The sequence below is a fragment of the Bradyrhizobium lablabi genome (assembly GCF_001440475.1).
In the GTDB taxonomy this organism is placed as follows: domain Bacteria; phylum Pseudomonadota; class Alphaproteobacteria; order Rhizobiales; family Xanthobacteraceae; genus Bradyrhizobium; species Bradyrhizobium lablabi.
The window spans coordinates 259,992-285,986 of the sequence record NZ_LLYB01000086.1; the positions used below are offsets into that span (position 1 = coordinate 259,992).

At 63.9% G+C, this 25,995-nt stretch carries 27 protein-coding genes, 1 tRNA gene and 1 riboswitch; of the genes, 13 read left to right on the forward strand and 15 right to left on the reverse strand.

All coding sequences use genetic code 11. The features are described 5' to 3' along the window. Window positions 1-233: 233 nt before the first annotated feature. The gene (gene apaG, locus CQ14_RS25125; RefSeq protein ID WP_057836116.1) at window positions 234-626 is read right to left on the reverse strand and encodes a Co2+/Mg2+ efflux protein ApaG; all 393 of its coding nucleotides are present in this window, start codon (window positions 624-626) and stop codon (window positions 234-236) included. Window positions 627-881: 255 nt separating this feature from the next. Between apaG and CQ14_RS25130 the strand changes: the two genes are divergently transcribed. The 3 genes from CQ14_RS25130 to CQ14_RS25140 are packed head-to-tail and all read left to right on the forward strand — an operon-like array spanning window position 882 to window position 3,934. Next, window positions 882-2,135: an OpgC domain-containing protein gene (locus tag CQ14_RS25130; RefSeq protein WP_057860503.1), complete on the forward strand. Its 1,254-nt coding sequence runs from the start codon at window positions 882-884 to the stop codon at window positions 2,133-2,135. Continuing rightward, window positions 2,132-2,893: an SGNH/GDSL hydrolase family protein gene (locus tag CQ14_RS25135; RefSeq protein WP_057860504.1), complete on the forward strand. Its 762-nt coding sequence runs from the start codon at window positions 2,132-2,134 to the stop codon at window positions 2,891-2,893. Before CQ14_RS25130 ends, CQ14_RS25135 begins: the two co-directional genes overlap by 4 nt. Before the next feature lie 12 nt (window positions 2,894-2,905). Beyond that, the gene (locus CQ14_RS25140; protein ID WP_057860505.1) at window positions 2,906-3,934 is read left to right on the forward strand and encodes an SGNH/GDSL hydrolase family protein; all 1,029 of its coding nucleotides are present in this window, start codon (window positions 2,906-2,908) and stop codon (window positions 3,932-3,934) included. A gap of 108 nt (window positions 3,935-4,042) precedes the next feature. Here CQ14_RS25140 and CQ14_RS25145 read toward each other — a convergent pair whose 3' ends face one another. After that, complete coding sequence (locus CQ14_RS25145) at window positions 4,043-5,236, reverse strand: O-succinylhomoserine sulfhydrylase (RefSeq protein WP_057860506.1); 1,194 nt, start codon at window positions 5,234-5,236, stop codon at window positions 4,043-4,045. 70 nt (window positions 5,237-5,306) lie between these two features. Further along, window positions 5,307-5,386, reverse strand: a riboswitch (SAM riboswitch). 78 nt (window positions 5,387-5,464) lie between these two features. On the opposite strand from CQ14_RS25145, the gene CQ14_RS25150 reads away from it, so the two are divergent. After that, window positions 5,465-6,616, forward strand: a complete 1,152-nt coding sequence (locus CQ14_RS25150) for a 2'-deoxycytidine 5'-triphosphate deaminase (RefSeq protein ID WP_156435382.1) — start codon at window positions 5,465-5,467, stop codon at window positions 6,614-6,616. A gap of 125 nt (window positions 6,617-6,741) precedes the next feature. Here the strand turns inward: CQ14_RS25150 and CQ14_RS25155 are convergent, their stop codons facing one another. Beyond that, the gene (locus CQ14_RS25155) at window positions 6,742-8,076 is read right to left on the reverse strand and encodes a PQQ-dependent sugar dehydrogenase (RefSeq protein ID WP_057860507.1); all 1,335 of its coding nucleotides are present in this window, start codon (window positions 8,074-8,076) and stop codon (window positions 6,742-6,744) included. A 238-nt stretch (window positions 8,077-8,314) separates the two neighbouring features. Here CQ14_RS25155 and CQ14_RS25160 point away from each other — a divergent pair, with 238 nt between their 5' ends. After that, window positions 8,315-9,754, forward strand: a complete 1,440-nt coding sequence (locus CQ14_RS25160) for an MATE family efflux transporter (RefSeq protein ID WP_057860508.1) — start codon at window positions 8,315-8,317, stop codon at window positions 9,752-9,754. A gap of 178 nt (window positions 9,755-9,932) precedes the next feature. On the opposite strand, the gene CQ14_RS25165 is transcribed toward CQ14_RS25160, so the two are convergent. From CQ14_RS25165 to CQ14_RS25185, 5 genes are all read right to left on the reverse strand, one after another. Next, a complete protein-coding gene (locus tag CQ14_RS25165; RefSeq protein WP_057860509.1) occupies window positions 9,933-10,367 on the reverse strand; it encodes a hypothetical protein in 435 nt (144 codons plus the stop codon). Window positions 10,368-10,483: 116 nt separating this feature from the next. Then, entirely contained in the window at window positions 10,484-10,885 is a 402-nt protein-coding gene (locus tag CQ14_RS25170; protein WP_057860510.1) for an SRPBCC family protein, read from the reverse strand. A 137-nt stretch (window positions 10,886-11,022) separates the two neighbouring features. Continuing rightward, window positions 11,023-11,382 carry a VOC family protein gene (locus tag CQ14_RS25175; RefSeq protein ID WP_057860511.1) on the reverse strand — a complete coding sequence of 120 codons (360 nt, stop codon included), beginning with the start codon at window positions 11,380-11,382 and terminating at the stop codon, window positions 11,023-11,025. A gap of 53 nt (window positions 11,383-11,435) precedes the next feature. Next, window positions 11,436-12,275 carry a helix-turn-helix transcriptional regulator gene (locus CQ14_RS25180; RefSeq protein ID WP_057860512.1) on the reverse strand — a complete coding sequence of 280 codons (840 nt, stop codon included), beginning with the start codon at window positions 12,273-12,275 and terminating at the stop codon, window positions 11,436-11,438. 9 nt (window positions 12,276-12,284) lie between these two features. Next, a complete protein-coding gene (locus CQ14_RS25185) occupies window positions 12,285-12,863 on the reverse strand; it encodes a methylated-DNA--[protein]-cysteine S-methyltransferase (RefSeq protein WP_057860513.1) in 579 nt (192 codons plus the stop codon). Window positions 12,864-13,005: 142 nt separating this feature from the next. Here CQ14_RS25185 and CQ14_RS25190 point away from each other — a divergent pair. Beyond that, window positions 13,006-13,079 (forward strand) — tRNA-Gly (locus CQ14_RS25190). Between the two features lie 28 nt (window positions 13,080-13,107). Here the strand turns inward: CQ14_RS25190 and CQ14_RS25195 are convergent. Beyond that, window positions 13,108-14,250 (reverse strand): hypothetical protein, encoded by a 1,143-nt coding sequence (locus tag CQ14_RS25195; protein WP_156435384.1) that lies wholly within the window; start codon window positions 14,248-14,250, stop codon window positions 13,108-13,110. Between the two features lie 153 nt (window positions 14,251-14,403). Here CQ14_RS25195 and CQ14_RS25200 point away from each other — a divergent pair, with 153 nt between their 5' ends. Both CQ14_RS25200 and CQ14_RS25205 read left to right on the forward strand, forming a co-directional pair. Further along, window positions 14,404-14,970: a hypothetical protein gene (locus tag CQ14_RS25200; protein WP_057860515.1), complete on the forward strand. Its 567-nt coding sequence runs from the start codon at window positions 14,404-14,406 to the stop codon at window positions 14,968-14,970. Between the two features lie 120 nt (window positions 14,971-15,090). Continuing rightward, window positions 15,091-17,166 carry a methyl-accepting chemotaxis protein gene (locus CQ14_RS25205; RefSeq protein ID WP_057860516.1) on the forward strand — a complete coding sequence of 692 codons (2,076 nt, stop codon included), beginning with the start codon at window positions 15,091-15,093 and terminating at the stop codon, window positions 17,164-17,166. 177 nt (window positions 17,167-17,343) lie between these two features. Here the strand turns inward: CQ14_RS25205 and CQ14_RS25210 are convergent, their stop codons facing one another. The 4 genes from CQ14_RS25210 to CQ14_RS25225 form a co-directional block, all read right to left on the reverse strand. Further along, a complete protein-coding gene (locus CQ14_RS25210) occupies window positions 17,344-17,661 on the reverse strand; it encodes a cupredoxin domain-containing protein (protein WP_057860517.1) in 318 nt (105 codons plus the stop codon). Between the two features lie 10 nt (window positions 17,662-17,671). Then, window positions 17,672-18,193: a DUF4142 domain-containing protein gene (locus CQ14_RS25215; RefSeq protein ID WP_057860518.1), complete on the reverse strand. Its 522-nt coding sequence runs from the start codon at window positions 18,191-18,193 to the stop codon at window positions 17,672-17,674. Window positions 18,194-18,416: 223 nt separating this feature from the next. Continuing rightward, window positions 18,417-19,100 carry an RNA polymerase sigma factor gene (locus tag CQ14_RS25220; RefSeq protein WP_057860557.1) on the reverse strand — a complete coding sequence of 228 codons (684 nt, stop codon included), beginning with the start codon at window positions 19,098-19,100 and terminating at the stop codon, window positions 18,417-18,419. 164 nt (window positions 19,101-19,264) lie between these two features. Next, the gene (locus CQ14_RS25225) at window positions 19,265-19,630 is read right to left on the reverse strand and encodes a nuclear transport factor 2 family protein (protein WP_057860519.1); all 366 of its coding nucleotides are present in this window, start codon (window positions 19,628-19,630) and stop codon (window positions 19,265-19,267) included. Between the two features lie 208 nt (window positions 19,631-19,838). On the opposite strand from CQ14_RS25225, the gene CQ14_RS25230 reads away from it, so the two are divergent. Then, window positions 19,839-20,981, forward strand: coding sequence for an alpha/beta fold hydrolase (locus CQ14_RS25230; protein ID WP_245320485.1), 1,143 nt, complete (start codon window positions 19,839-19,841; stop codon window positions 20,979-20,981). Between the two features lie 72 nt (window positions 20,982-21,053). Here the strand turns inward: CQ14_RS25230 and CQ14_RS25235 are convergent, their stop codons facing one another. Beyond that, entirely contained in the window at window positions 21,054-21,404 is a 351-nt protein-coding gene (locus CQ14_RS25235; RefSeq protein ID WP_057860520.1) for a RidA family protein, read from the reverse strand. 90 nt (window positions 21,405-21,494) lie between these two features. Further along, a complete protein-coding gene (locus tag CQ14_RS25240; RefSeq protein WP_057860521.1) occupies window positions 21,495-23,153 on the reverse strand; it encodes an FAD-binding dehydrogenase in 1,659 nt (552 codons plus the stop codon). A 289-nt stretch (window positions 23,154-23,442) separates the two neighbouring features. Between CQ14_RS25240 and CQ14_RS25245 the strand changes: the two genes are divergently transcribed. From CQ14_RS25245 to CQ14_RS25260, 4 genes are all read left to right on the forward strand, one after another. Further along, the gene (locus CQ14_RS25245) at window positions 23,443-23,913 is read left to right on the forward strand and encodes a hypothetical protein (protein WP_057860522.1); all 471 of its coding nucleotides are present in this window, start codon (window positions 23,443-23,445) and stop codon (window positions 23,911-23,913) included. A gap of 73 nt (window positions 23,914-23,986) precedes the next feature. Further along, a complete protein-coding gene (locus CQ14_RS25250; RefSeq protein WP_245320486.1) occupies window positions 23,987-24,241 on the forward strand; it encodes a hypothetical protein in 255 nt (84 codons plus the stop codon). Window positions 24,242-24,262: 21 nt separating this feature from the next. Further along, window positions 24,263-24,853: an SCO family protein gene (locus tag CQ14_RS25255; RefSeq protein WP_057860524.1), complete on the forward strand. Its 591-nt coding sequence runs from the start codon at window positions 24,263-24,265 to the stop codon at window positions 24,851-24,853. A gap of 166 nt (window positions 24,854-25,019) precedes the next feature. After that, window positions 25,020-25,862, forward strand: a complete 843-nt coding sequence (locus tag CQ14_RS25260; RefSeq protein ID WP_199805613.1) for a transporter substrate-binding domain-containing protein — start codon at window positions 25,020-25,022, stop codon at window positions 25,860-25,862. The last annotated feature ends 133 nt before the right edge of the window (window positions 25,863-25,995 follow it).

Sequence of the window (25,995 nt, forward strand, 5' to 3'; positions counted from 1 at the left end):
GGACAAAGAAGATGCAAGCCTCGGACGATGAACGTCGCGAGATCGCAAACGCATACTCAATCGTCGTCACCCGCGGAGGCGGGTGACCCAGTATCCCAGAGACAGCAGTGAAAGAGTCGAGAAGCCGCGGCGTACTGGATCCCCGCATGCGCGGGGATGACAGTCGAGTGTTGCGTCGCTACCTCCTCGTCATTGCGCACTTCGATCGCAATGACGGGGAGGGAGCCGTGCCCCTAATTCAACACTCGCCGGTTATCCGGGCTGTCGAGCGAGAACGTCGGCACGTCGATCTCGAAACGCTCGCCGCTTTCGTTGACCATCTGATAGCGCCCGCTCATGAAGCCCGAGGCGGTCGGCAGCGGCACGCCGGAGGTATATTCGAAGCGCTCGCCCGGCGCCAAAACAGGCTGCTCGCCGACCACGCCTTCGCCGCGGACTTCCTGCTTGCGGCCGGTGGCGTCGGTGATGATCCAGTGCCGGGTGCGAAGCTGCACGGTCTCGGCGCCGGTGTTGGTGATGACGATGGTGTAGGACCAGAAATACTGCCCCTTGTCGACCGACGAGCGCCCGGGGAGGAAGTTCGGTTCGACGGTAACTTCGATCTGGCGGGTGACGGCGCGATACATGCGGGCAAGCTTTCGGAAATCCTGTCGCGCATCATAGCCGGGAATGCCGGGGGAACCAATCTCCGCGCCATCGGGTTGCCGCTTGGAGTTGCCGCTTACCTCATCGCGGTTTCAACATAGTTCCATTCTAGAGCGCAACCGCGTGCTGCCCGGCTCCGTATCTCCTGCTTGTGTATATTGTGTGCAAGTGGCGGGCCGATATTATCTTTTCCGGACAGTGCACGCGTCACAGCTCAACTGCCCAAACGGTGCCCGATGTCGTCCATTGCCGATCCAGTTGCCGGAACGCCTCTCAGCGACGCCAAGGTTGACGCCAAGGCCGCAGCGGCTGCCGCGCCGGCGATTGCGTTGCCGGTGGCCGGCGAGCGCGAATTGCGGCTCGATCTGTTTCGCGGCATGGCGCTGTGGCTGATCTTCATCGACCATCTGCCGACCAACATCCTGACCTGGTTCACGATCCGCAATTACGGATTTTCCGACGCCACCGAAATCTTCATCTTCATCTCCGGCTACACCGCCGCCTTCGTCTACGGCCGCGCGATGCTGGAGGCCGGCTTCGTGGTGGCGACCGCGCGCATCATGCGGCGCGTCTGGCAGATCTACGTCGCCCATGTGTTTCTGTTCACGATCTTCCTCGCCGAAATATCCTACGTCGCCACCCGTTTCGAGAACCCGCTCTACAGCGAAGAAATGGGCATCATGGATTTCCTCAAGCAGCCGGATGTCACCATCATCCAGGCGCTGCTGCTGCGCTTCCGTCCCGTCAACATGGACGTGCTGCCGCTCTACATCGTGCTGATGCTGTTCCTGCCGGTCATCCTGTGGCTCTTGAAGTGGCGGGCCGACATCGGGCTGGCGCTGTCGGTGCTGCTCTACGCGCTGACCTGGCAGTTCGACTGGTATCTGACGGCCTATCCGAGCGGGTTCTGGATCTTCAACCCGTTCGCCTGGCAATTGCTGTTCGTGTTCGGCGCTTGGTGCGCGCTCGGCGGTGCGGCGCGGATGTCGCGGATCCTGTCGTCGCCGGTGACGATGTGGATCTGCATTGTCTATCTCTCGTTTGCGTTCTTCGTCACGCTGACCTGGCACATTCCGCAGCTCAGCTTCCTGATGCCGAAGCGGCTCGAACAGTGGATGTATCCGATCACCAAGACCGATCTGGATGTGCTGCGGTTCGCCCATTTCCTGGCGCTGGCGGCGCTCACCGTGCGCTTCCTGCCCAGGGATTGGCCGGGCCTGAAATCGCGCTGGCTGCGACCATTGATCCTGTGTGGCCAGCACTCGCTTGAGATATTCTGCCTGGGCGTCTTCCTGGCCTTTGCGGGGCATTTCGTGCTGGCCGAGGTTGGCGGGGGTGCCTTGATGCACGCCCTGATCAGCCTTGCCGGTATCCTCATCATGTGGGGCGTGGCGTGGGTAATTTCGTGGTACAAGCATTCGGCCGACAAGGGAGCGTCGAAAACGAAAAAGCCGGTCATCAATGCCGATCTGGCGGGGGGAAGCGTATGAGACCCCGCTCGGGAGCTGTGCTGGCCTTGACGCTGCTTGCGGGCCTGGCAGCCACGGGTTTCGCGCGCGCCGAGGAGGCCACCGCGCAGAACTGCGAGGTCCCGGGCTATCTCCTGTCCACTGAGGGCACCCTTCCGAAGGTCGCCGAGGCGGTCAAGAATGCCCGTCCCCTGACCGTCCTGGTGATCGGGAGCCGCTCATCGACCATCCTGTCCTCCGAGGCCAGCGCCTATCCGGCCAAGCTGCAGGCAGCCCTGAAGGAGAAGCTGCCCTCGATCCCGGTCAACCTCTCCGTGGAACTACAGAACGGGAAGACCGCCGAGGAGGTCGACGCCAACCTCATTAAGCTGGTGGAAACAAAGAGCCCTACTTTGGTCATCTGGCAGACCGGAACCGTGGATGCTATGCGATCGGTGGATCCCGACGATTTTCGCGGTGCTGTCGATAACGGTATTGCTGCGCTGCAAAATGCGGGAACTGACGTGATTTTAGTCAATCTGCAGTACAGCCCGCGAACGGAAACGATGATTTCCGCGCCGCCGTACCTAGATAATATGCGCGTCGTGGCGCAGCAGCACGGGGTTCCGCTGTTCGATCGCTTTGCCATCATGCGCCACTGGAACGATGCCGGAGATTTCGACCTGTTCAGTACTTTTCACGGCACCGACATGGCCAAACGGGTTCATGCCTGCCTCGGCCGCGCATTGTCGAAATTTGTGCTCGACGCGGCCCGCCTCGACCAGGCGCAGCAGAATTAGGGACTACTGTAAATGAGTCGTCACTGCCCTTTTCGTTTGTCGATATTGCTGACTGTCTCCGCCGCGGGCCTGGCGCTGCTGACGCCTGCCTCGGTGCTACCGTTGCATGCCCAGACGGCGCCGCAGCAGACCGCCCAGCAGGCGGCCCTGTCCGATAGCGCCAAAACCGAAAACAAGGCCGAAAGGAAGCCCGCCGAAACCACCTCGCCACAGGCCGCGCCGTCGGCTGCCGCCAATCCGGCCGCGCCGAAGGGCGTTACCGGCAAGGCAATCGACAAGGTGAAGGAAGTCGCAAAATCGGCTAGCGATATTTTTAACCGCGTACCGTGCCTGCCGCCCAAGGGCGGCTCCAAATCGATGGGCTCGCTGCCGCGCGTCGCGAGCAAGCTCGTCGCCGGTCTGCCGGTGGTGATCGTGGCGTTCGGATCGTCGTCGACCGCGGGCTACGGCGCGACCTCGCCGGACTTCAACTATCCCAACCGTCTCGCTGCGCAATTGCGCCGGCAATATCCGACCGCCAACATCTCCGTCGTCAACGCCGGCAAGGGCGGCGAGGACGCGCCGGAAATGATGAAGCGGCTGGAGACCTCCGTTCTCGATATGCATCCGGATCTGGTGATTTGGCAGGTCGGCACCAATGCGGTGCTGCGCAACCTCGATCCCGCCGAGACCGCAAAACTCGTCGAGGAGGGCATCACGCGCATTCAGGCCGCGGGCTCCGACGTCGTGCTGATCGATCCGCAATATTCGCCGCGCGTCAACGAGCACGCCGAGAGTGCTGGCAAGATGATGTCGCTGCTCAACAAGGTCGCCGACCTTCGCAAGGTCGGCGTCTTCCCGCGCTTTGCGGTGATGAAGGACTGGCACGAAAAGCAGGCGATCCCGATCGAGAATTTCGTGATCGCCGACGGCCTGCACATGAGCGACTGGGGCTACGCCTGCTTCGCGCAACTGCTCGGCGACGACATCATCAGGTCGGTCGGCCAGGTCAAGCTCGGCGTCGCCGTGCCGGCGGATGTGCGGGCGTATCGGCCGATGTGAGCCGGAATTCGTAGAGTGGGCAAAGGCGCGTAGCGCCGTGCCCACCATTCTATACACGACGCGAAATGGTGGGCACGCTTCGCTTTGCCCACCCTACACGCGTTCGCCTCACGCCTTCTCCAGCGCCTGCGCAACGTCCTCGATCAGATCATCCGCATGCTCGAGGCCGGCGGAGAAGCGAATAAAGCCCTCGCTGATGCCGAGTTCGGCGCGCGCCTCCGGCGTCAGCCGCTGATGCGTCGTCGTCGCCGGATGGGTGACGAGGCTCTTGGAGTCGCCGAGATTGTTCGAGATCTTGGCAAGCCTGAGCGCATTGAGCACGCGGAAGGCGGCCGCTTTGCCGCCCTTCACCTCGAAGCCGACCAGCGTCGAGCCGCCGCGCATCTGCTTTTTCACAAGCTCCGCCTGCGGATGATCGGCGCGGCCGGGATAGATCAGCCGCGAGATCTTCGGATGGCTTGCCAGCGTCTCGGCGAGCTTCGCCGCGTTGTCGGTCTGCGCGCGCACCCGCACGCCTAGCGTCTCCAGGCCCTTGAGCAGGACCCAGGCGTTGAACGGCGACAGCGACGGCCCGGTCTGGCGCATGAAGTTGTGCAGGTGCTCGGCGATGAAGGCTTCGGACGAGAGGATGACGCCGCCCAGGCACCGGCCCTGGCCGTCGATATGCTTGGTCGCGGAGTAGACCACGACGTCGGCGCCGAGCGACAGCGGGCTCTGCCAGATCGGGGTCGCGAACACATTGTCGACGACCAGCCGCGCGCCGCCCTTGTGCGCGATCTCGGCAATCGCCGGAATATCGAGCACATCGAGCGTCGGATTGGTCGGGCTCTCCAGGAAGAAGGTCTTGGTGTTGGGCCGCACCGCGCGCTGCCACTGGTCGAGATCGAGACCGTCGACCAGCGTCGTTTCGATGCCGTAGCGCGGCAGCAGGTCCTGCACGACGTAGAGGCACGAGCCGAACAGGGCTTTCGAGGCGACGACGTGATCGCCGGCCCGGAGCGGCGCCAGGATCGCGGTCGTCACCGCGGCCATGCCGGTGGCGGTGGAGCGGGCGGCTTCCGCGCCCTCGAGCTCGATCATGCGGCGCTCGAACATCGAGATCGTGGGATTGGAATAGCGCGAATAGATAAAGCCGGGGTCCTCGCCCTTGAAGCGCGCCTCGCACTGCTCGGCGCTGTCGTAGACATAGCCCTGGGTGAGGAACAGCGCTTCCGACGTCTCGCCGAATTGCGAGCGCAGGGTGCCGCCATGGACGAGCCGGGTTTCGGGACGATAGCGCTTGGTAGAACCAACTTCAGACATGTGACCTCCGACGTGACCACAGGAAAATGGTCACAAAAAACCGGCCTGGAAATATTTCCACAGGCCGGGATCACACGTGTCCCCGGCCTGTTTAGCGATTTATTTAACGTGGCTGCAAGCCGGCCGGCTCAAATCACCACGGGATAAGTCATGCTGATATTCGCTTGCGCCCTTTCAGTCAAGGCGGCCATCGGATAACCCCTAAAAGCCCCTATTTATGAGGTTTGGATGACATTTGGGCATCCGAAAAGGGCCACCTCAGAGGACCGCGCCGTGTCGTTCACGCTACCGCCCGACGCCAACGGGATTCTGCCCGACCGCATGATCGCGGCGATGGCGGATGCGGGCCTGATCCTGCCGGCCTACCCGTTTGTCGAAAGCCAGATCCAGCCGGCCAGCCTGGATCTGCGGCTGGGTGACATCGCCTACCGGGTGCGGGCGAGCTTCCTGCCCGGTCCCGGCGCGACCGTTGCCGAGCGCATCGACGAATTGAAGCTGCACGAAATAAATCTCTCCGACGGGGCGGTGCTGGAGACCAATTGCGTCTACATCGTCCCGCTGCTGGAAAGTCTCGCCCTCCCGCCCGAGATCGTGGCCGCCGCCAATCCGAAGAGCTCGACGGGGCGGCTCGACGTGTTCACGCGCGTGATCGCCGACGGCACCCGCCGCTTCGACATGATCGGCGCCGGCTATCACGGCCCGCTCTATGCCGAGATCAGCCCGAAGACGTTTCCGGTGCTGCTGCGCGAGGGCTCGCGGCTCAGCCAGGTGCGCTTCCGCACCGGCGATGCCATCCTCAATGCCGACGAACTCGATGCGCTGCATGAGGCCGAGCGGCTGGTCGATATCGACGACGCCGATCTCGCCAATGGCGTTGCGCTGTCGGTCGATCTGTCCGGCAAGAACTCCGGCGGCTTCGTCGGCTACCGCGCCAAGCGCCATACCGGCGTCGTCGATGTCGACCGCCGCGGCGGATACGGCGTCGACGAGTTCTGGGAGCCGATCCCGGCGCGCTCCGACGGCAGCCTTATCCTCGATCCCGGCGAGTTCTACATCCTGGCCTCGAAAGAGGCCGTGCAGGTGCCGCCGGACTACGCCGCCGAAATGGTGCCGTTCGATCCGCTGGTCGGCGAATTCCGCGTGCACTATGCGGGATTTTTCGATCCCGGCTTCGGCTATGCCGGCGCCGGCGGGAAGGGCGCACGCGCCGTGCTCGAAGTGCGCTCGCGCGAGGTGCCGTTCATCCTCGAGCACGGCCAGATCGTCGGCCGCCTGGTCTATGAGAAAATGCTGTCGCGCCCCGACGCCATGTACGGCCAGCGCATCGGCTCGAACTACCAGGCGCAGGGACTGAAGCTGAGCAAGCATTTCCGGGTGTAGTCGCATAGCGCGATGTTTCCCTCATCCTGAGGAGCCGCGTAGCGGCGTCTCGAAGGATGAATGGCACGATCGGGGGCTCATGGTTCGAGACGCGCGAAGACGCGCACCTCACCATGAGGGACTAGCTACCGCTCCGCCGATTTCGCCGCCGGCGTCACGCGCCACACCGTGTTGCCGACGTCGTCGGCCACCAGCAGCGCGCCCTGCTTGTCGAGCCGCACGCCTACGGGGCGGCCCTGCGCTTCGCCCTTGTCGTTGAGGAAGCCGGTCAGTACGTCCCGCGGCCCGCCCGATGGCTTGCCGTCCTTGAACGGCACGAAGATCACCTTGTAGCCGGCACGGGGCTTGCGATTCCACGAGCCGTGCTGGCCTATGAAGGCACCGCCTTCCATGTCAGGCGGAAACAGATTGCCGGTGTTGAAGGCGAGCCCGAGCGAAGCGGTATGCGCGCCGAGCGCATAATCAGGCGCCATCGCCTTCTGTACCAGGTCGGGGCGCCGCGGCTCGACGCGCGTGTCGACGCGGTCGCCGAAATAGCTGTACGGCCAGCCGTAGAATGCGCCATCCTTCACCGAGGTCATGTAATCGGGCACCAGATCATTACCGAGCTCGTCGCGCTCGTTGACGACGACCCAGAGCTCGCCCGTCGTCGGATTCCAGGCCGGCCCGTTCGGATTGCGCAGGCCCGACGCGAACACGCGCCACTGGCCGCTGGCGCGATCGACTTCCAGCACCGCGGCACGATCCTTCTCGGCCTCCATGCCGTTTTCACCGATGTTGCTGTTGGAGCCGACGGTCGAATAAAGCTTGCTTCCGTCAGCACTCGCCGTCAGGTCCTTGGTCCAGTGATGATTGAGGGGGCCGGCCGGCAGGTCCGCCAGCTTGACGCCGGTCGCGCTGATCTTGGTGTCGCCCTCGCGATAAGGGAATTTCATGATCGCATCGGAATTGGCGACGTAGAAATCTTCGCCGACCAGCACCATGCCGAACGGCGAATTCAGGTTGCTCAAGAAAACGCTACGGGTCTCGGCCACACCGTCACCGTCGGCATCGCGCAACAGCGTGATGCGGTTGGCGCTCGGCACGCCCGCGCCCGCCCTGCTCTGCGCCAACCCGTAGATGAAGCCCTTGATGCTGAAGCCGCCCTGTTTCGCCGGCGCGTTGCTCTCGGCGACCAGCACGTCGCCATTCGGCAGCGTGTATACGGTGCGGGGGTGGTCGAGCCCGATGGCGAAGGCGGTCACCGTCATGCCGTTCGCGGCATTGGGCTTGGCGCCACCGGACCAGCGCTTGACCGAGGCGATATCGACCGTCGGGATCCACGAATGTTCCGGCGGCGGCAGCGTGGGTGAGGGACCGTAGCTCTGCGCCACGGTCGTGGTGTCCTTGGGATCGTTGCAGGCGGCCAGCGGCAGCGCCAACGCGCCGACGCAGGTTGCCAAGAGGAGATTCTTGCGCATGGCGAGGTTCCCGGGATTGTTGCCTTACCAATGCGGTGCAGGCTCGAACGTTCTTGGAGTCAGCATGAATTCCCCGTGAAGTGGCCGGCCGGCGGCGCGGCGCGCTCAAGTAGTGCGCGCATGGTCCCCGCCTGCAATCCCGCAGGCCCCCATTGCGTCCCGTGCACATGGAATCGTCTCCTGTCATGCTACGAAAGCGCGCGCCGCGGCGACAAAAGTCCGCGCGCGGGGAGCCGAAATGTCCGACCTTGGCGTCGCCGAAATTCCCGTGGACGAAAAGGAGCGTCCACTGCCGCCGCCGGAGCCGCGGGCGAAGAACGCGCTGCTCGATGGCCCGATCCTGCGCACGTTGTTGTGGCTCGCCTGGCCGAACGTGATCGCGCTCACCGCGGGCACCTGCGTCGTCATCGCCGAGACCTCCTATATCGGCCGGCTGGGCGTGGAATCGCTGGCGGCCATGGCGCTGGTGTTTCCAACCGTGATCCTGACCATGACCATGTCGGGTGGCGCCATGGGCGGCGGTGTCGCATCCGCGATTGCGCGTGCGCTCGGCGCCGGCGACCGCGACCGCGCCTCCACGCTTGCCTCGCACGCGCTGCTGATCGGCTTGTGCTTCGGCCTCGTCTTCATGCTGGGCATGCTGATCTTCGGGCCCGCGTTGCTCGAACTGCTCGGCGGCCGCGGCAACGTGCTGGCGCAGGCGGTCGCCTACACGCAGATATTCTTCGGCGGCGCCGTGGTGCCGTGGCTGATGAATACGATGTCGGGCATCTTGCGCGGCACCGGCAACATGAAGCTGCCGTCGGCGTTGATGCTTTCGTCGGCCATTTGCCAGATCATTCTGGGTGGCACGCTGGGCCTGGGCCTCGGCCCGATCCCGCAATTCGGCATGCGCGGCGTCGCGGCCGGCTCGCTGATCGCCTATCTCATCAGCATCTCGGTGATGTCCTGGTATCTGTTCTCGGGCCGCGCGCGCGTCGTTCCGAAAATTCGCGGCCTTCGCATTCGCTGGCCGATGTTCATCGACATTTTGAAGGTCGGCGCCATTGCCTGCTTCTCGCCGCTGCAGTCGGTACTCACCATCAGCATCTTTACCCACATGCTGGCGAGTTTCGGCACCGAGATTCTCGCCGGCTATGGCATCGGTGCGCGGCTCGAATTCATGCTGACCTCGATCGCATTCGCCGTCGGCATTGCCACCGTGCCGATGGTCGGCATGGCTGTTGGGGCAGAGCGCATTGCGCGGGCTCGCAGGATCTGCTGGATCGCGGGGGTCGTTGCATTCGTCTCGGTCGGCACGGTTGCAACCTTCATCGCTGTATTCCCCGACATCTGGGTAAATCTGTTCACCGATGATGCGAGCGTGCGTGCCGCCAGCCGGCAGTATTTGTCAACGGCGGCGCCGATGTATGCTTTCCTCGGCCTTGCCACGACGTGCTATTTTTCATCGCAAGGCGCGGCCAAGGTGATCGGGCCGGTGCTCGCGCAAACCGCGCGGCTCCTGTTCATCAGCGCCGGTGGCTGGTGGTTGCTCACGCGCGGCGCCACTCCGCAAAATTTCTTCGTACTGGCGGCGTCGTCGATGGTGCTGCTCGGCGTGCTGTCGTGCGTCAGCGTGATGTTGACCCGCTGGGGGCCGAAGCCGCGTGTGCCCGAGGCGAGGCCGGTGTTGTTGTGATCGTCATTGCGAGCCAACGGGTCGCGCGAATGCGCGCCCCGCGACGAGCGCAACTGCGCTCGCGCAGAGATGACAGGCTCCGCGAAGCAATCCATCTTTCCATGCATGCGGAAAGATGGATTGCTTCGTCGCTTCGCTCCCTTGCGCAAACGCTTCGCGNCGGCAATGACAGCGACGGCTACCGCCGTCGATGCCGTCGGCCGTGTCGGCCGCCGCCGACATTGGCCATGCGCATCAATTGCGGAACCATGCCCATCAGCTCCCCGGCGCCCACGCCGCCGAAATTCATGCCGCCATTACCGATGCCGTAACTGTCGGGCATGTAGCCGCCGGCCGGAATGCCGCCGCCCATCATGCCACCAAGACCTCCGCCACCGCCTTCCATCATGCGGCTCATCATCGGGCCCATGGTCTGCATCATCGCAGCGAAGCGGCGCTTGCCCATCTTCGCCTTCATCATTTCCAGCATCGGCGCCATCTGCGTCATCATGTCCTGGCCGCCGCCTCCACCGCCGCCGAAGCCGGCAAATTGCGCCTTTGCCGGCATCGACGATAGCGTAAGCAGCAACAGCAGCGCGGCCGCGTGGCAGACTACCTTGTCAGCTCCCGTCATGTTTTGACTCCTGATGCGCCGGCGGCCGCGGGGGCGCGGCGCCGTTCGGACGCACGGAGCAAAAGCTAGGAGCGGGCGATGGGCCGATCTGTGCGAGAGATCACGCTCGCAGATCTTCAGGCCGCGCTGCGCCCCAATGCTTTTTGCATGGCGAGCAGGCCCAGATCCATCTGCTCGCCCATATAGGGCGCGAACTCGTTCGGCAGCACGTCAGCGATCCACACGAAGCGGGTGCGGCCGTCGCTCGCGGCGAAGACCTGTGCGGAAGCGCTGTGCTGCCTGATGCGTTCGCTGACGATGGCATAGACCAGCCGCCGCCGCGCTTCGTCGCAGTCGACCAGAATCTCGCGCGCCACCGTGCCGTTCGCGAAGGTGACAATGCGCGCGTCGCCGTCGAGTTTGGTGTCGGTCACGAATCCCGGCACGAGCCGCGTGTGCAGCGCGCCGAAATCGCGCAATGCATCCCAGACGTCGTCGGGGTTGGCGTCGATGAGGATTTCTTTGTGGATGGAGGCCATAGGTTCTAATCCGTTGTTGTTGGGGAATCGTAGGGTGGGCAAATTCGCACTTGCGCCGTGCCCACCATTTCTCCGAGACTTGTAGCTTCAATGGTGGGCACGCTTCGCTTTGCCCACCCTACGCGCCTGATGGCGTACTACGTGCAAACCGCCTCGACATTGTTGCCGTCGGGATCGATCAGGAACGCGGCGTAATAGGTCGGGCTGTAATCCGCGCGCGGCCCGGCACCGCCATTGTCGCGGCCGCCGGCCTGCAGCCCTTCGGCGTGGAATTTCTCGATCGCGGTATGATCCTTGGCGCGGAACGCGACATGTGCGCCGGTCGTGGCCTTGCCCTTGTGCAGATGCAGCCAGAGCGCAGGCGCGTCCTTCGGGCCGAAGCCCGCGCCGGAATCGTCGCGCGAGCACAGCACGAAGCCGAGCGGCGCCAGCGCTGCGGTATAGAAGCGCACGCTGGCGTCGAGATCGCCAACGCGTAATCCGATGTGGTCGTACATGATATTCTCCAGTCGAAACTGCCGCGAACTCGCGCGGCCTGGAGAAAGCCTAGCTAGTTGAGGGCGAGCCGTTCTTGGAAAATCTTGCGCTGGCCCCGCGAGGCCTGGCGGAACTTCAGCGGCGAAGCGCCGGCGGCGCGATGGAAGGTGCGCACGAAGTTGGACAGATCGGCAAAGCCGACGTCATAGGCAATGTCAGTGACCGCGCTGTCGTCGTCGGCGAGGCGTCGCGCGGCGTGGCGCAGCCGCGAGCGCACCAGATATTGGTGCGGGGTGACGCCGAGCACTTCCGAAAACAGCCGCAGGAAATGAAACGGGCTGATCCCGGCCTGGGCTGCGGCATCCTCCAGATTGATCTGACGGTGTGAATTGGCGTCTATCCACAGCGCGGTTTCCACCGCGCGGCGGCGGTTACGCGCCGCATCGGGGCCGGACTTGCGCGGCTTGCCGGACACCACTTCGACGAAGCGGCTTGCCAGCACCTGGCCGATTTCGTCGAGACCGATGTCGCTGCTGCCATCTGCTGCCGATTGTGCCAGCTCGCCCAGCACCACGAGCTCCGGCAGCGGCGGCGCGGCGCCGATCTGCCAGGGCGTCTGGCTGTCGCCGAGCGCGTCCACCAGTTCAGGGCTCAGGAAGAACGACAGGCATTCGTCGCCGCAGACGTGCTCATGGGTGCAGGTATATTCGTCGCCGGGATGGCCGATCAGTACGGAGCCCGCCACCAGCTCGTTGAACTTGCCGCGGCAGTGCAGGCCAAAACTGCCCTTGCGCACATAGGAGATCGAGTGGCAGCGGTGCTGCTCCGCAAATGGGGTGTCGCCGGGCCCCGCAGTGCAGCGAAAGTCCGACACCGAGATGGATTTGCGCTCGATGAGCGTGGTCGCGATCATCCCGCAGATCTAGGGATGCGGACGGGGCGGTGCAACGGGCAGCAGCACGTCAAACAGCGTCTTGCTGGCGGTCGGGCTGGCGCCCTCGATCGAGAGCAGCCGCCGCTTGGAGATCGCCCCGCCATGGGCTGAGATCTTGTCGGCGTAATTGCCCGCTTGGAGCACGCGATGGCAGGGCACGATGATCATGAAGGGGTTGCGGCCGATCGCCTGCGCCACCGAATGGACCGCGCCGGAGGCGCGAAGGCTGCTAGCTACTTCCCCATAGGTCCGGGTCTCGCCGCGCGGGATCTGGCGCGCATAAGCGTAGACGCGCTGGCTGAAGGCAGCAATGCCGGTCATATCCAGCGTGATGTCGGCAAGGTCGCACGCCGCCCCACGCAGCAGCGCGCCGATGCCCTCAATCGCGATCTGGACATTGGCAGGCGGGGGGAGTTCGCGGGCGTCAGGATAAAGCTTGTAGAGCCGCCGCCGCGTATCGATCTCGCGGACTTCAGGGAGCTGTACGCCGATAATGCCCGCCGGACTCCACGAAATCCCGCAGCGGCCGATCGCCGTGTCAAATATGGTGTACCCACGCCCCGTCATACGCCACCCAGCCCTGATCTGGAATCATAGCATCGGCGCCATGAGTCGCACCCGGAATTTTGGGGAAGTTAACAGTAAGGCCAGGCAGGTAATGGAGCGCTTGGCGAAAGGCGCGCGGTCGGCTAATCATGGGGTACGAGCCGCGGGCGTAGTTCAATGGTAGAACGGCAGCTTCCCAAGCTGCATACGAGGGTTCGATTCCCTTCGCCCGCTCCAATCTCCCGGCTCTCTCATCACGCCGGGCTCAGAAATCATAGATCATCTCGAATTTCGAACCGTTGTCGGCGATCAGGCGTAGCGTGTCATTCAACGTGTCGACGCGCGCATCGAGGGTGACCCTGTATCGGTATCCCTCCGGATGGTAGAACAGTTCTCGCCGATCGATCACCTCGGTCGATGCCGGGACCTGTTCCTCGGCGTTCTTCGAGAGATACGCGAGCGCGATCGTGTCGTGTCCCATGATCTCGATGAATGAGACGTTTCTTTCGGTCAGCTTCACCAGCGCGGCCTTGAAGCCGGCGTATCGTTCGGTCTCGATGAGAAAGCGATTGCCGCTCAATTCCATCAGGACCTTGATGCCGTCATCGTCCAGATGCGCGCGATTGGCGGCGTGGACGACGCTGAAGGTCTGATTGTCCTTTTGCTCCGCGCTGAGGAGCCACAATTGCGCGTATGTACCCTTGAGCAGGTACGCGACCGAGAACGCAATTTTCCGCTCGGCATTCCTGACGAACGATCCGTTGAAGAGCGCAGTTTCGTGCCAGATGCCCGAGAGATCGGCGAAGTAGGGGTAGTGATACCACGTCGTCTGATACAGCGTCTTGGCGTAGCTGTTCCAGGATTTTGCAATGAACCGGTCGGCCTCGGTATCGCTCCCTGCGACGGCCTGGGTGATGCGGCCGACCGTATTCTCGTAGGCGAATTTGACGCCGTACTCGACCGTCAGATTGATGCCGATGACCCAGGAAACAAAGTTGTATTGCCAGTTGAATTCCTGGCCCCTGCTTTTCTCGAGCGACAGGAAGTAGCAGCCCCAGAAATTGCCGATGGCCGTCGCAAACGGAAAATCCGTCTGTCGCCCTCCGCTGGCGAGGAAGCCGCCAAATTCATTGTAGCTGTAGACCTGGTACCACTCGGCCAGCGTCAGATAGGTCTGCTCCTTCCCGCGGCTGAAATAGGCCGGATACTCTGTTGCGATGCTCTGGCGTTCAGTACGTGAAAGCGTCAAAGGCGCATCGGAGCTTGTCGCAAGCGGGCTCGCGGACAAGGCGGGGTCGCGGTCGCTGTAGAACTTGATTGTCGCGACGATGGCCAGCGAGAGAAGCGCCAGGGCAAGCGCGGCCATGGCCGTGGCGAGGCCGAGAAACAGGCGACGGACTACTCTCATTTGCTGGTCAAACGCGATAAGGTGGGAGGGACGACATTCTGCAGGGGATGAGCTGGATAGCACCAGCAACCCATGGCTGTGGATGGTGCCGTGTCAACCTTTTAAATGGGAGCCGGAATAGTGCCAGGTCTAACGATAGGGCGGAGCTGAGCGTTGACCGAAGCGATCACTCCTGCTGACACCTCCCGCAGCAATTTGCTGATGGTCGCCGCCGGCGGCATCGTGACCGGCATCCTCACGCCGCTGTCGCCGCTGCTGATCGACGGGATCACCGGCCCGAACGACCAGTTTCGCATTTCACTGGTCGCGGTGCCGTTCGCCGTGCTCGTGTTCGTCCTCGTGCGGCGTTTCAGCGCCAATCCGTGGTGGGCGGCGTTGATCGCCGCCATCGTCACCATGATCGCGTTCCTCTGTGCGGTGGATGCCGCGGTGCTCGTCGAGGGGAATACCGGCGATGCCCCGCGGGTCATGCGCTATCTCCTCGCCGGCCTGACCGGCGGGCTCATCGGTACGGCCATCATGGCGCTCGGGATCGCGCTGTTGCCGGCGGGGCCGCGGCAGCCCGCGGCGTGGTGGCCGATGCTGATCACAGGCGCGCTGGCCGGCACGCTGCTCGCGCTCGATAACGCGCTTGGGCTCGGCGACAAGGTCTCGCTCCTCTATCCGCTCTGGCAGGCGGCTGTAGCGGTGCGGCTGGCGATGATCTTGCGGCGGTACTGACGTGCCGGAGTCTCGTGCAGCACCGTAGTTCTACCGGCCCGCATTAAAGCCCGCATTAAGCCTGCCTTAGCCGAGTTCCGCCTACGTTGACCGCTCCTTCCACCCAGCGGAATTACAAATATGCGGATCGGTCGGCTCTTTGCACTATCGATGCTTTCGGTGACGATCCTGGCGGTCGTCCTTGGCGCCGGCGTTCTCGTTCCGCAATACCGCACCTTCGCCAGCAAGAGCGAGGCGATCAAGACCGTGGAAGCCTATGGCGCAGTGCTGGCGGTTGGCCAGCAGGTCGCCGGCTTCCGGGCGCCTTATGTCGGTCCGCTGTTCCAGGAAAAGGCTGCAACGCCGGCGCAGATGGAGGCGGCTGCGAAAGCAGTGCAGGCCGCTGATGCTGCGTTTGCCAAAGCGAAAACGGTGGTCGGCGCACTCAATGATGGCGCAGCAATCGTTCAGGGCTTGAACCAGGCGGCGGCCAAGCTCGCCGAGGTTCGCGCGGCGAGCGACCATGCGCTGGCATTGCCGATGAGCGGGCGCGATCCGGCTGATATCAAGGGTTTTCTGCCGGGCATTGCCGCCGTTGTCGGGATTCTCGAACCGCAGTTGAACCGGCTGGAAAACCAGGTGGCGATGGCGGATGCGTCGCTGACGGCGCTACTCAATGTCGCCCGCACCGCGCAGGATTTGCGGATCTCGGCCGGCGGCCGCGCCGCCACCATGTCGCTTGCGATCAGCACGCGCCGGCCGCTGACGGCGGCTGAAATCTCCATCACCGACCGCGCCCAGGGCCGCGTCGATCTCGACCGCGAGCGGATCGAAGCCGGTGTCGATCAGATTGGCAGTCCGCCGCGGCTGACGAAGGCGATGAACGATGCGGTCGAAGGCTATTTCGGCAAGGCCGCGCCATGGCTTGAAAAGGAAATGGCGACCGGCCGCGCCGAGGGCAATTATGCGATCAACGCCGAGCAACTCGCAGGCGCGATCGTGCCGGCGGTGCAGGCCTTCTTCGCGGTGCGCGATGCGGCGCTTAACGAGGCCGCCGAGCGCGCGGGTGCTGCACGCGACGCTGCCTTGACGATGCTGGCGCTGGCGGGCCTTGCCGTCACGGCGCTGCTCGCCGTGCTTGCCGGCGTCACCGTGATGCTGCGGCGGCGCGTGATCATGCCGCTAGCAAACCTGACCGGCGTCGTCGGCGATCTCGCCGCCGGCCGGCATGACGTCGCGATTCCGACCATCGCGCGCGCCGATGAAATCGGCGCCATGGCGGGCTCGCTGCAGGTGTTCAAGGACGCTCTGATCGCCAAGAAGGCCGCCGACGCGGCGGCCGCGGTGGAAGCCGATGCCAAAATCGAGCGCGGCCAGCGCGTCGACCGGATCACCAGCGATTTCGAGGCCATGATCGGCGAGATCGTCGAGGTCGTGGCGTCGGCCTCGACCGAACTGGAAGCCTCCGCCGGCACGCTGACGGCAACCGCGGAGCGTTCCGAAGAGCTGACCACCATGGTTGCGGCGGCGTCCGAGGAAGCCTCCACCAATGTGCAATCGGTCGCGTCCGCGACCGAAGAGATGGCATCCTCCGTCAACGAGATCAGCCGCCAGGTCCAGGGCTCGGCGCGCATCGCCAATGAGGCGGTGGAGCAGGCGCAGAAGACCAACGATCGCGTTGCCGAGCTCGCCAAGGCTGCCGCCCGCATCGGCGACGTGGTGGAGCTGATCAACACCATTGCCGGCCAGACCAACCTGCTGGCGCTGAATGCCACCATCGAGGCGGCGCGCGCAGGCGAGGCCGGGCGCGGATTTGCGGTGGTCGCATCCGAAGTGAAGGCGCTGGCCGAACAGACCGCGAAAGCGACCGGCGAGATCAGCCAGCAGATATCAGGCATCCAGGCTGCGACCCAGGAGTCGGTCTCGGCCATCAAGGAGATCGGCGATACCATCGGACGGATGTCGGAAATTGCTTCCACCATCGCCGCCGCCGTCGAGGAGCAGGGTGCGGCGACGCAGGAAATTTCCCGCAACGTGCAGCAGGCCGCGCATGGCACGCAGCAGGTTTCCGCCAACATCACCGACGTGCAGCGCGGCGCCAGCGAGACCGGCTCCGCCTCGGCGCAGGTTCTCACTGCCGCCAAATCGCTGTCCGGCGAAAGCGACCGGCTGAAGCGCGAGGTCGGCAAATTCCTCTCCTCGGTGCGCGCGGCCTAATCCTACTGCGTCATAAGCCCTCATGGTGAGGAGCGCGAAGCGCGTCTCCGGACGATGCTCCGCATCGCCGGGAGAACCGGGCCCCGCCTGTGGCCTACATCCTTCGAGACGCCCGCGTCTCGCGGGCTCCTCGGGATGAGGGTTTGAAAGGGTGTGACCCAGTAGAACTAAGCCGCGCTAAGGCGCAATCGTCAGCACCGCCTTCATGTTCGGATGGTACCGGCAGTAATATTCGACACTGCCGGCCTTCTTCAGGACCGAGGTCACCGTCTTCTTCGGCGGCGTGGTCACGTCGAAATCGCCGTTGCGCGCGGTCGCGGTGTGCGCGAACACGTCCTTGTTGATCCATTCGATGGTGTCGCCGACCTTGGCGGTTACCTCGGCCGGCGCAAACACCAGATTGTCGATCGTGATCTGTATCGTCGCCGCATGCGCCGGGAGGACCGTCGCGCCGAGGAGGACAGCGAGGAAGGGCAGACAGCGTCCCGAACGCATGGCTGGCTCCCTACTTCAGCTTGGCTGCGACTTGCTCGGCGTGCTGCTGGTGGCCCTGAAAGATCTTCAGGCCGGTCTGCAGCAGGCTCTTCAGCTCGGCATTGCTGGCGGACGGAATGAGTTGCGTCTCCAGCGCGCCGTTGACGGCCTTGTGGTAGGCGACCTCGTTGGCGACATAGGCCTTGTCGTATTCGGCGCCTTTCAGCTTGTTGAGTTCGGCGAGCTTGTCGGCTGCCTGCTTCGACAGCGTCTTGCTGGTGTCGTTGTCCTCCGGCGTCACCTTCAGCTTCTTGACGAGGTCGAGCGCCTGCTTGTTCACGGCCTCATGGTCACGCACCATGTCTTGCGCGAACGCCTTGACGTCCTTGTTGCTGGCTTTGGTGATCGCCTGCTTGGCGGCGTTGATGTCGAGGACGCCGGCGGTGTAGGCGATATGCGCGATCTGTGGGTCGGTGGGCTTTGCGCCTTGCGCCAGTGCGGCGCTGCCGAGAAGGCTCAATGCGGCAATCGCCGCGCTCAATCGAATGAACATGGTTGGACACTCCTGTGGCGCGGCGAGCCGCGCGTTGTTTGCACAGGGGTTGGATGGTCGGAGCGCGCGGAGGTTCCGAAGAAATTTGAGCTCGAGGCAGCATTCGGGCCTCATGGTTCGAGACGCGCGGCTTTGCCGCGCTCCTCACCATGAGGACATAAGCAGACCTCATCCTGAGGAGCCGCGCAGCGCGTCTCGAAGGATGAAGCCCCCGCAGTTTCCCCTAGTATCCCAGCCGCTTCAGCACGGCGTCGGTCAGGCGCTCGCAGCGCTTGCCGGCAAAGGGAAATGCTTCCATCACCACGGGGCCGATCTTCCGCTCGACATTGTCGCGCAGCATGGTGCGGGCGCGATGCAGACGGGTCTTCACCGTCTCCGGCTTCAGTCCAAGAATTTCGGCGGTCTCTTCCACGTTCATCCCCTCGATGACGCGGGTGATGAAGACGAGGCGGAACGCTTCCGGCAATTCATCGACGGCATGCTCGACGACACGCTGGATTTCACGCTGGGCCATGGATTTTTCCGGATCGTCGAATGCGGCAAGGGGAAACGGGATAATCTGTGCTTCAAGCGCGCCCTGCGGCAATGAATCCAATTCTACGGCGGGCCGCTGGCGGCGCAGCCGGCCGAGCGCCTCGTTCATGGTGATCCGCGACAGCCAGGTCGACAGGCTGGAATCGCCGCGAAAGCTCTCCAGATGGGTGAAGGCGCGGACGTAAGCCTCCTGCACGACGTCTTCGGCCTCGCCGTCGTTGCGCAGGATGCCGCGGGCGAGCCGGTAGAGCCGGCGGTTGTTCGCCTGCATGATCGCGCGCACCGCCGCCTCGTCGCGGGCCAGCGCCCGCCGCACCAGCTCGGTGTCGCCGGTGTCGAGGGGCGCGATCTGCGGTATCTGGACCTGACGCATGATGTCCACCAATAACAGGGTATTGGGGTTGGATGCGGGAAGGTTGGAAAGGTTCCTGAAATTTTCGCCACGTACGGCGGGCAAAGCGAAGCGTGCCCACCATCACGAGCAGAGCTGGATGGTGGGCACTGCGCAAGAGCGCCTTTGCCCACCCTAAACGTCCGTCAGGCCCCCGCAGGCACCTGATCCAGGAACCCGGTGATGCTGCGGATGCGTCCGTCGCTGAGCACTGCGAAATCGGTTCCCTTGATTGGGCTGTCGCCGCCGTCGGGACCCAGCCCCCAGGAAAAGCGCAGGTGGTCGCCGAAACCATTGGGCTCACCGATCAGCCTGAATCTGAAATCCGGAAACCGCTGCTGCACGCCCGAGATCAGCGCGTCCACGCCCTCATGGCTGTCGCCCGACATTAGGGGGTCGACATATCGGGCGTCGCTGGTCCAATTCGCGGCCAGCATTTCGCGGCGGCGGCCGGGCGTCCGTTCGTTCCACAGATCGATGTAGTTGCGGGCAATCGTGTTGATGTCGGTCATCGTGCTCTCCTTCGCATTTGCCGAATGGGCCGGCTGACCGACTATTGGAAATTTGCGCGCCCCAATCGATTACCTCTGAGGTCAAGAATTTTGACCTCCGAGGTCAAGGATTTCGAGGTGATGCCCAATCGGGCTAGGGCCTGCGACGGATTTGGCGTAAAAGCACGATCTCGACCTCGTTGGTTCCTGATCAGGGGCAAAGCTAGGCGTGACAGAAAAGACAAAGCCGGAGCCGCATGCGGGCGCCGACTGGGCGCAACAGGTATGGCTGTGGCCATGGCAAGCCACGAAGCTGGCGCTCGACAGCTACGCGCAATGGTTTGCCGATCCCAAGCCCGCACCTTCCCGCGCGCCCCAGCAAGCGCCGCTCGCCTGGACCACGCCAAACACGGTGGCATTGCAACTTCCATCGATGCGGCTGCGGCAGTTCTTGCAAGGGAAGGCGGAGCAACGGCCGGTTCTCGTCTGCGCGCCCTATGCGCTGCATAGCGCGCTGGTCGCGGACTTTGCGCCGGGCCACAGTCTGGTCGAGGCGCTGCATAAGGGCGGCATCGACCGCGTCTATGTCTCCGATTGGTGCTCGGCCACACCGGAGATGCGCAATCTATCGATCGACAATTATCTTGCCGAACTCAATGTGGCGATCGACGAGGTCGGCGCGCCTGTCGATCTTGTCGGCCTGTGTCAGGGCGGATGGCTGTCGCTGATCTATGCCGCCCGTTTTCCCGGCAAGGTGCGGCGGCTGGTATTGGCTGGCGCCCCGGTCGATGTCTCTACACCGTCGGAGCTCTCGAAGATGGTGTCCGCGCTTCCGCGGCCGGCGTTCGAGCAGATGGTGCAGCAGGGCGACGGCGTCGTCAGCGGCGAGCACATGCTCCGGTTCTGGAACATTCCGTTCAGCCAGCACGACGTGGAAGCCGCGCTGCAGCGGGATCTCGGTGACGGATCGGACGAGGCGCGAATACTACTGGATCGCTTCGAACGCTGGGATCGCGACACGCTGGATTTGCCGGGGACGTATTATCTCGAGGTGACGGAGCGGGTGTTTCGCCAGAACCAGATCGCGCGGGGGCGCTTCGTCGCGCTCGGCCGCAGGATCGACCTCGCCGAGGTGCGCGTGCCGGTCTTCCTGCTGGCGGGAGAGGACGACATCGTCGTGCCGCGCGATCAGGCATTCGCCACCGCACGGCTGCTCGGCACGCAAGCGGCGTGGCTGGAACGCGCCTGCGAGCCGTGCGGCCATCTCGGCCTGTTCATGGGGCGCAAGGCGCTGAGCCATTCCTGGCGCCGGATTGCCCATTGGCTTCAGGCCGACATCGGCGATGTCGCACGCGCAAGGATCAGCGCGTGAGGCGCAAAATGAAAATGCCCCGGATCGCATCGGCAATCCGGGGCATTTGAAATGCCGTGGAGCGATGGGGCCTTACTTCGCCGCCACCACCATGATCTCGACATTGTACTGCGGCGCCGCCAGCTTGGCCTCGACGGTGGCGCGTGCCGGCGTGTTGCCGGCCGAGACCCAGCCGTCCCATACCGCGTTCATCTCGCCGAACGTCTTCATGTCGGTGATGTAGATCGTGGCGGACAACAGCTTCGACTTGTCGGTGCCGGCCTTGGCAAGGTGGCCGTCGATGATCGAGAGGATATCCTGCGTCTGCTCGGTCACGCTCTTGTCGGCCGCCGTGCCGGCGACGACGCCGGCGAGATAGACGGTGTTGCCGTGGACGACGACCTGGCTCATGCGAGGTCCGGTTTCGAAGCGCTGGATGGTCATTTTGTTCTCCTGATAGGGGCGGCGGTTTCTTAGCGTGCTGACGCCTTGAACGCCACTGCGTTATTTGCATCGATTGCACCGATGCGCCGCTTAACCCGCAGCCTTCGCCGCCGCGCGTCCCGCATTCCTGCCCGAGAACAGGCAGCCGCCGAGGAAGGTGCCCTCCAGCGAACGATAACCATGCACGCCGCCGCCGCCGAAGCCGGCGGCTTCGCCCGCGGCATAAAGCCCCTTGATGATCTGGCGGTCCGTGCCGAACACGCGCGAGTCGAGATCGGTCTCGAAGCCGCCCAGCGTCTTGCGCGTCAGGATGTTCAGCTTCACCGCGATCAGCGGGCCGTGTTCGGGGTCGAGAATTCTGTGCGGCTTTGCGGTGCGGATCAATTTGTCGCCGATGTAGCGGCGCGCATTGTGCAGGTTCATCACCTGCGCGTCCTTGACATAGGGGTTGGTGATCTCGCGGTCGCGCGCCTCGATCTGCGCCTTGATGTGATCGTGCCTGAGCAGGTCGTTGCCGGCGAGCGCGTTCATCGCGCTGACCAGTTCCAGGAGATCGTTGCGCACGATGAAGTCGGCGCCGTTCTGCTTGAACGCTTCCACCGGCGCCGGCGCGCCCTTGTTGGTGGCGCGCTTGATGGTCATGCGCCAGCTTTTTCCCGTGAGGTCGGGATTCTGCTCGGAGCCGGAGAGCGCGAACTCCTTCTTGATGATGCTCTGGGTCAGGATGAACCAGGAATAATCGTAGCCGGTCGACATGATGTATTGCAGCTGGCCGAGCGTGTCGGAGCCGGGAAACAGCGGCGCAGGCAGGCGCTTGCCTGACGCGTCGAACCACATCGAGGACGGGCCGGGCAGGATGCGGATGCCGTGGCGCGGCCAGATCGGGTTCCAGTTCCGGATGCCTTCGACGTAATGCCACATCCGGTCGCGGTTGATCAGCCGCCCTCCGGCGGCCTCGGTAATCCCGATCATCCGTCCGTCGACATGTTCGGGCACGCCGGAGATCATGAACTTCGGCGGCTCGCCCAGGCGCTTCGGCCAGTTCTGCCGGACCAGTTCGTGATTGCCGCCGATGCCGCCGGAAGCGACGATGACAGCCTGCGCGCGCAGCGTGAAATCGCCGATCACTTTCCGCGATGAGCTCTTGCCGCGCTCGACGCTGTCGGGTTCGAGCACCGAACCACTAATGCCATCGACTGAGCCGTTCGTCGTCATGAGTGTGTCGACGCGGTGGCGAAACTTGAACGTTAGCCGGCCATTTTTTTGCGCTTCGCGCGCACGGCGTTCGAACGGCTCGACGATGCCGGGGCCGGTGCCCCACGTGACGTGAAAGCGCGGCACAGAATTGCCGTGGCCCATCGCGTCATAGCCGCCGCGCTCGGCCCAGCCGACCACCGGAAAAATACGGTGACCCATCGCGCGCAGCCAGTCGCGCTTCTCACCGGCCGCGAACGCAACATAGGCTTCCGCCCATCGCTTCGGCCAAAGGTCGTCGTCGCGATCGAATCCCGCGGTGCCCATCCAGTCTTGCAGTGCGAGATCGTAGGAGTCCTTGATGCCAAGACGGCGCTGTTCGGGAGTATCGACCAGAAACAATCCGCCGAATGACCAAAAGGCTTGTCCGCCAAGGCTTTGTTCGCCTTCCTGGTCGACGACGATGACGCGCTTGCCGGCGTCTGCGATCTCGGTTGCCGCGACCAGACCCGCCAGTCCAGCGCCGACCACGATTACGTCTGTGACCTCAGTCATCGTTTCCTCCCCCGTGCCATTTATGATTCAAGCCCGCGTCGTCGCGTGTGGTCAACGGCTAACGCCTTCTTGCCTGTGACCGCGTCGCCACCCACGCACGAGTCGTTTGTTCCAGTTTGGGACCTTTTCGCGCGGAGGGTGCAGCGGCCCGGCAACACTTAATTTGAATTTGGTTTGAGCGACCTTCGTTGCCTAGACAAAATCACGATCTCAAACGACGCTGCATCCTGTCTTGCATCACTAAGACGATCAGATTCGGTTTCGACATTTCTTCGACTGGGGCTGGGATATGAAGCTGGTGACGGGGTTGCTTGCGGCGGTGCTGCTGCTGGCGGGAGTAGGGGCGAGCCAGGCGGTGGTACGGATCGCGGATGACCGCGGCGGCCGGATCGGCACCTATGTCGACAAGTACCAGGGTCTGCGGACCTCGGGCGAAACCGTCATCATCGATGGCCTGTGCGCCTCGGCCTGCACCATCGTGCTCGGCGCGGTTCCCCATGACCGGATCTGCGTCACCTCGCACGCCAATCTCGGCTTCCATGCCGCCTGGGATTTCGGGCCCCAGGGCCGCGCCGTCACCAATGCCGAAGCAACCCAGATGCTGTATTCGATGTATCCGATCCCGGTCCGTAAGTGGATCGCGGCGCGCGGCGGCCTGACCCCGCGCATGATCTTCCTGCGCGGCAAGCAGCTGCAGGCGATGTACAAGCCCTGCTATCTCGACGCCCAAGCCTCCACCAACAAGCCGTCGTCGCGTTAAGCGTGCCAAGCAGCGACGTCGTGGCCGGGCCCGTCCCGGCCATTTGCTTTTTGAGGGGGCGCCTCCGCATGACGTGATTTCCCGCGCGGCCATTCCGCTTGCCTGCCCGGGGAACTGGCCCTATCTGAAGTTAATGGTTCAGCCGATTTCCACCCAACAGGGCATGATGGCGGCGGCCCGGCCGCAGGACCGGGTGGCGTCCATGATCGTCTGCAGCGCTGCCGGCGTCGGCACGCTGGCCGTGCTCGGCGCGGCCGCATTGTGGTTCCATTACGGCGCCGCGGTGTTTTTCGAAACGATCGCCGCCGGCATCTCGGCCTGCTTCTGATCGGGCAACAAGGAATTCCCCATGGACCGGACCATCCGCCCGCTGGTGATCATCGCTGCCTTTGCTGCCAGCCTCGCGCTTGGTCTCGTGATCATGCTGTGGGCGCTTGGCGGCCTGCGCACCGTCACGGCGCCGGCTGCGATCGGCGGGCCGTTTCAACTGACCGACCAGGCCGGCCAGACCGTCACCGAGCAGAATTTGAAGGGCAAGCCGACGCTGATCTTCTTCGGCTTCACCCATTGCCCGGATGTCTGCCCGACGTCGCTGTTCGAGATTTCGGAAGTGCTGAAGGCGATGGGCAAGGACGCCGACAAGGTGAACGCCTGGTTCGTCTCCGTCGATCCCGAGCGCGACACGGCGGCCGCGATGAAGGACTATCTCTCCAGCTTCGATCCGCACCTGAAGGGGCTGACCGGCGCGCCCGAGGCGGTGGCCAAGGTGATCTCGTCCTACCGGGTCTATGCAAGGAAGGTCCCGCTCAAGGACGGCGATTACACCATGGACCACACCGCGCTGATCTATCTGATGGACCGCGACGGCAATTTCGTAGCGCCCTTCAACCTGAAACGGACGCCGGAGGAAGCTGCCAAGGACCTCAAACGCTATCTCTGAGCGCGTGCCTGGCCGAAAGGGCCAAAACGGCCCTCGCATCGCCGGCCGGATGGTCTATAAGGCCGGAAATTCCGCGAAGTCATTGCCGAAGATGCCAAATCTTACCGTTCCGTTAACCAATGCAAGTCTGCATCGAACCGTCAGGACCTGGCTGGTCGGGCTGTCGATGGCGGCTGCGCTGACGGCTGTCAGCGGCGGCGCGGCTCACGCCCAAACCCAGCCCCGCCCGGCAGTGGAGGCGGCCCCTCAAGCCGTGCCCGGTTTCTGGGATCCGCGGCGGCGCCCGGACCGGCCGGACATGTCGCGCCTGACCGTGATCCGGTTCCTGACCGAGACCGATTACCCGCCGTTCAACTTCACCGGCCCGGACGGCAATCCCGCCGGCTTCAATGTCGATCTGGCGCGCGCGCTGTGCGACGAGATCAAGATCAGCTGCACCATCCAGATGCGGCGGTTCGAGACGCTGGTCGACGCCATCACCAGCAACCGGGGCGACGCCATCATCGCCTCCATGGCGGTGACGCCGGCCCTGCGCGCCCGGCTCGATTTCACCGATCCCTATTACCGCGCGCCGGCCCGCTTCGTGTCGCGGCGCGACGCCGTGATGCCGGAGATCCGGCCCGAATATCTCGAAGGCAAGAAGGTCGGCGTCATCGGCGGCACCTCGCACGAGGCCTATCTGAAGGCGATGTTCACCGACGCCGAGATCAAGTCCTATCCGAACGACGATGCGCTGCGGCTGGCGCTTCGGCGTAGCGAGGTCGACTTCATCTTCGGCGACGCGATCTCGCTGGCGTTCTGGATCAACGGCACCGACTCTGCCGAATGCTGCGCGTTCTCGGGTGGCCCCTTTGTCGAGAGCCGCTATTTCGGCGAGGGCATCGGCATCGCCGTCCGCAAGGGCAATGATCTCCTGCGGACGTCGCTGAACTGGGCGCTGTTCCGGATATGGGAGAAAGGCCGCTTCACCGACCTGTGGCTGCGGTATTTCTCGATCAGTCCGTTCTGACGCCGCTTCGCAGGGTGGGCAAAGCGAAGCGTGCCCACCATTGGCGATGCAGAGCGGTGAGAGATGGTGGGCACGGCGCAAGTGCGCCTTTGCCCACCCTTCTGTAACGGGCCTCGATTAGTCAATCCCTTTG

Excerpts from the sequence above, each read along its gene's own strand:
- apaG (WP_057836116.1), bottom strand. The coding sequence starts at position 626 with ATGTATCGCGCCGTCACCCGCCAGATCGAAGTTACCGTCGAACCGAAC.
- CQ14_RS25130 (WP_057860503.1), top strand. The coding sequence starts at position 882 with ATGTCGTCCATTGCCGATCCAGTTGCCGGAACGCCTCTCAGCGACGCC.
- CQ14_RS25135 (WP_057860504.1), top strand. The coding sequence starts at position 2,132 with ATGAGACCCCGCTCGGGAGCTGTGCTGGCCTTGACGCTGCTTGCGGGC.
- CQ14_RS25140 (WP_057860505.1), top strand. The coding sequence starts at position 2,906 with ATGAGTCGTCACTGCCCTTTTCGTTTGTCGATATTGCTGACTGTCTCC.
- CQ14_RS25145 (WP_057860506.1), bottom strand. The coding sequence starts at position 5,236 with ATGTCTGAAGTTGGTTCTACCAAGCGCTATCGTCCCGAAACCCGGCTC.
- CQ14_RS25150 (WP_156435382.1), top strand. The coding sequence starts at position 5,465 with ATGACATTTGGGCATCCGAAAAGGGCCACCTCAGAGGACCGCGCCGTG.
- CQ14_RS25155 (WP_057860507.1), bottom strand. The coding sequence starts at position 8,076 with ATGCGCAAGAATCTCCTCTTGGCAACCTGCGTCGGCGCGTTGGCGCTG.
- CQ14_RS25160 (WP_057860508.1), top strand. The coding sequence starts at position 8,315 with ATGTCCGACCTTGGCGTCGCCGAAATTCCCGTGGACGAAAAGGAGCGT.
- CQ14_RS25165 (WP_057860509.1), bottom strand. The coding sequence starts at position 10,367 with ATGACGGGAGCTGACAAGGTAGTCTGCCACGCGGCCGCGCTGCTGTTG.
- CQ14_RS25170 (WP_057860510.1), bottom strand. The coding sequence starts at position 10,885 with ATGGCCTCCATCCACAAAGAAATCCTCATCGACGCCAACCCCGACGAC.
- CQ14_RS25175 (WP_057860511.1), bottom strand. The coding sequence starts at position 11,382 with ATGTACGACCACATCGGATTACGCGTTGGCGATCTCGACGCCAGCGTG.
- CQ14_RS25180 (WP_057860512.1), bottom strand. The coding sequence starts at position 12,275 with ATGATCGCGACCACGCTCATCGAGCGCAAATCCATCTCGGTGTCGGAC.
- CQ14_RS25185 (WP_057860513.1), bottom strand. The coding sequence starts at position 12,863 with ATGACGGGGCGTGGGTACACCATATTTGACACGGCGATCGGCCGCTGC.
- CQ14_RS25195 (WP_156435384.1), bottom strand. The coding sequence starts at position 14,250 with ATGAGAGTAGTCCGTCGCCTGTTTCTCGGCCTCGCCACGGCCATGGCC.
- CQ14_RS25205 (WP_057860516.1), top strand. The coding sequence starts at position 15,091 with ATGCGGATCGGTCGGCTCTTTGCACTATCGATGCTTTCGGTGACGATC.
- CQ14_RS25210 (WP_057860517.1), bottom strand. The coding sequence starts at position 17,661 with ATGCGTTCGGGACGCTGTCTGCCCTTCCTCGCTGTCCTCCTCGGCGCG.
- CQ14_RS25215 (WP_057860518.1), bottom strand. The coding sequence starts at position 18,193 with ATGTTCATTCGATTGAGCGCGGCGATTGCCGCATTGAGCCTTCTCGGC.
- CQ14_RS25220 (WP_057860557.1), bottom strand. The coding sequence starts at position 19,100 with ATGCGTCAGGTCCAGATACCGCAGATCGCGCCCCTCGACACCGGCGAC.
- CQ14_RS25225 (WP_057860519.1), bottom strand. The coding sequence starts at position 19,630 with ATGACCGACATCAACACGATTGCCCGCAACTACATCGATCTGTGGAAC.
- CQ14_RS25235 (WP_057860520.1), bottom strand. The coding sequence starts at position 21,404 with ATGACCATCCAGCGCTTCGAAACCGGACCTCGCATGAGCCAGGTCGTC.
- CQ14_RS25240 (WP_057860521.1), bottom strand. The coding sequence starts at position 23,153 with ATGACTGAGGTCACAGACGTAATCGTGGTCGGCGCTGGACTGGCGGGT.
- CQ14_RS25245 (WP_057860522.1), top strand. The coding sequence starts at position 23,443 with ATGAAGCTGGTGACGGGGTTGCTTGCGGCGGTGCTGCTGCTGGCGGGA.
- CQ14_RS25255 (WP_057860524.1), top strand. The coding sequence starts at position 24,263 with ATGGACCGGACCATCCGCCCGCTGGTGATCATCGCTGCCTTTGCTGCC.
- CQ14_RS25260 (WP_199805613.1), top strand. The coding sequence starts at position 25,020 with ATGGCGGCTGCGCTGACGGCTGTCAGCGGCGGCGCGGCTCACGCCCAA.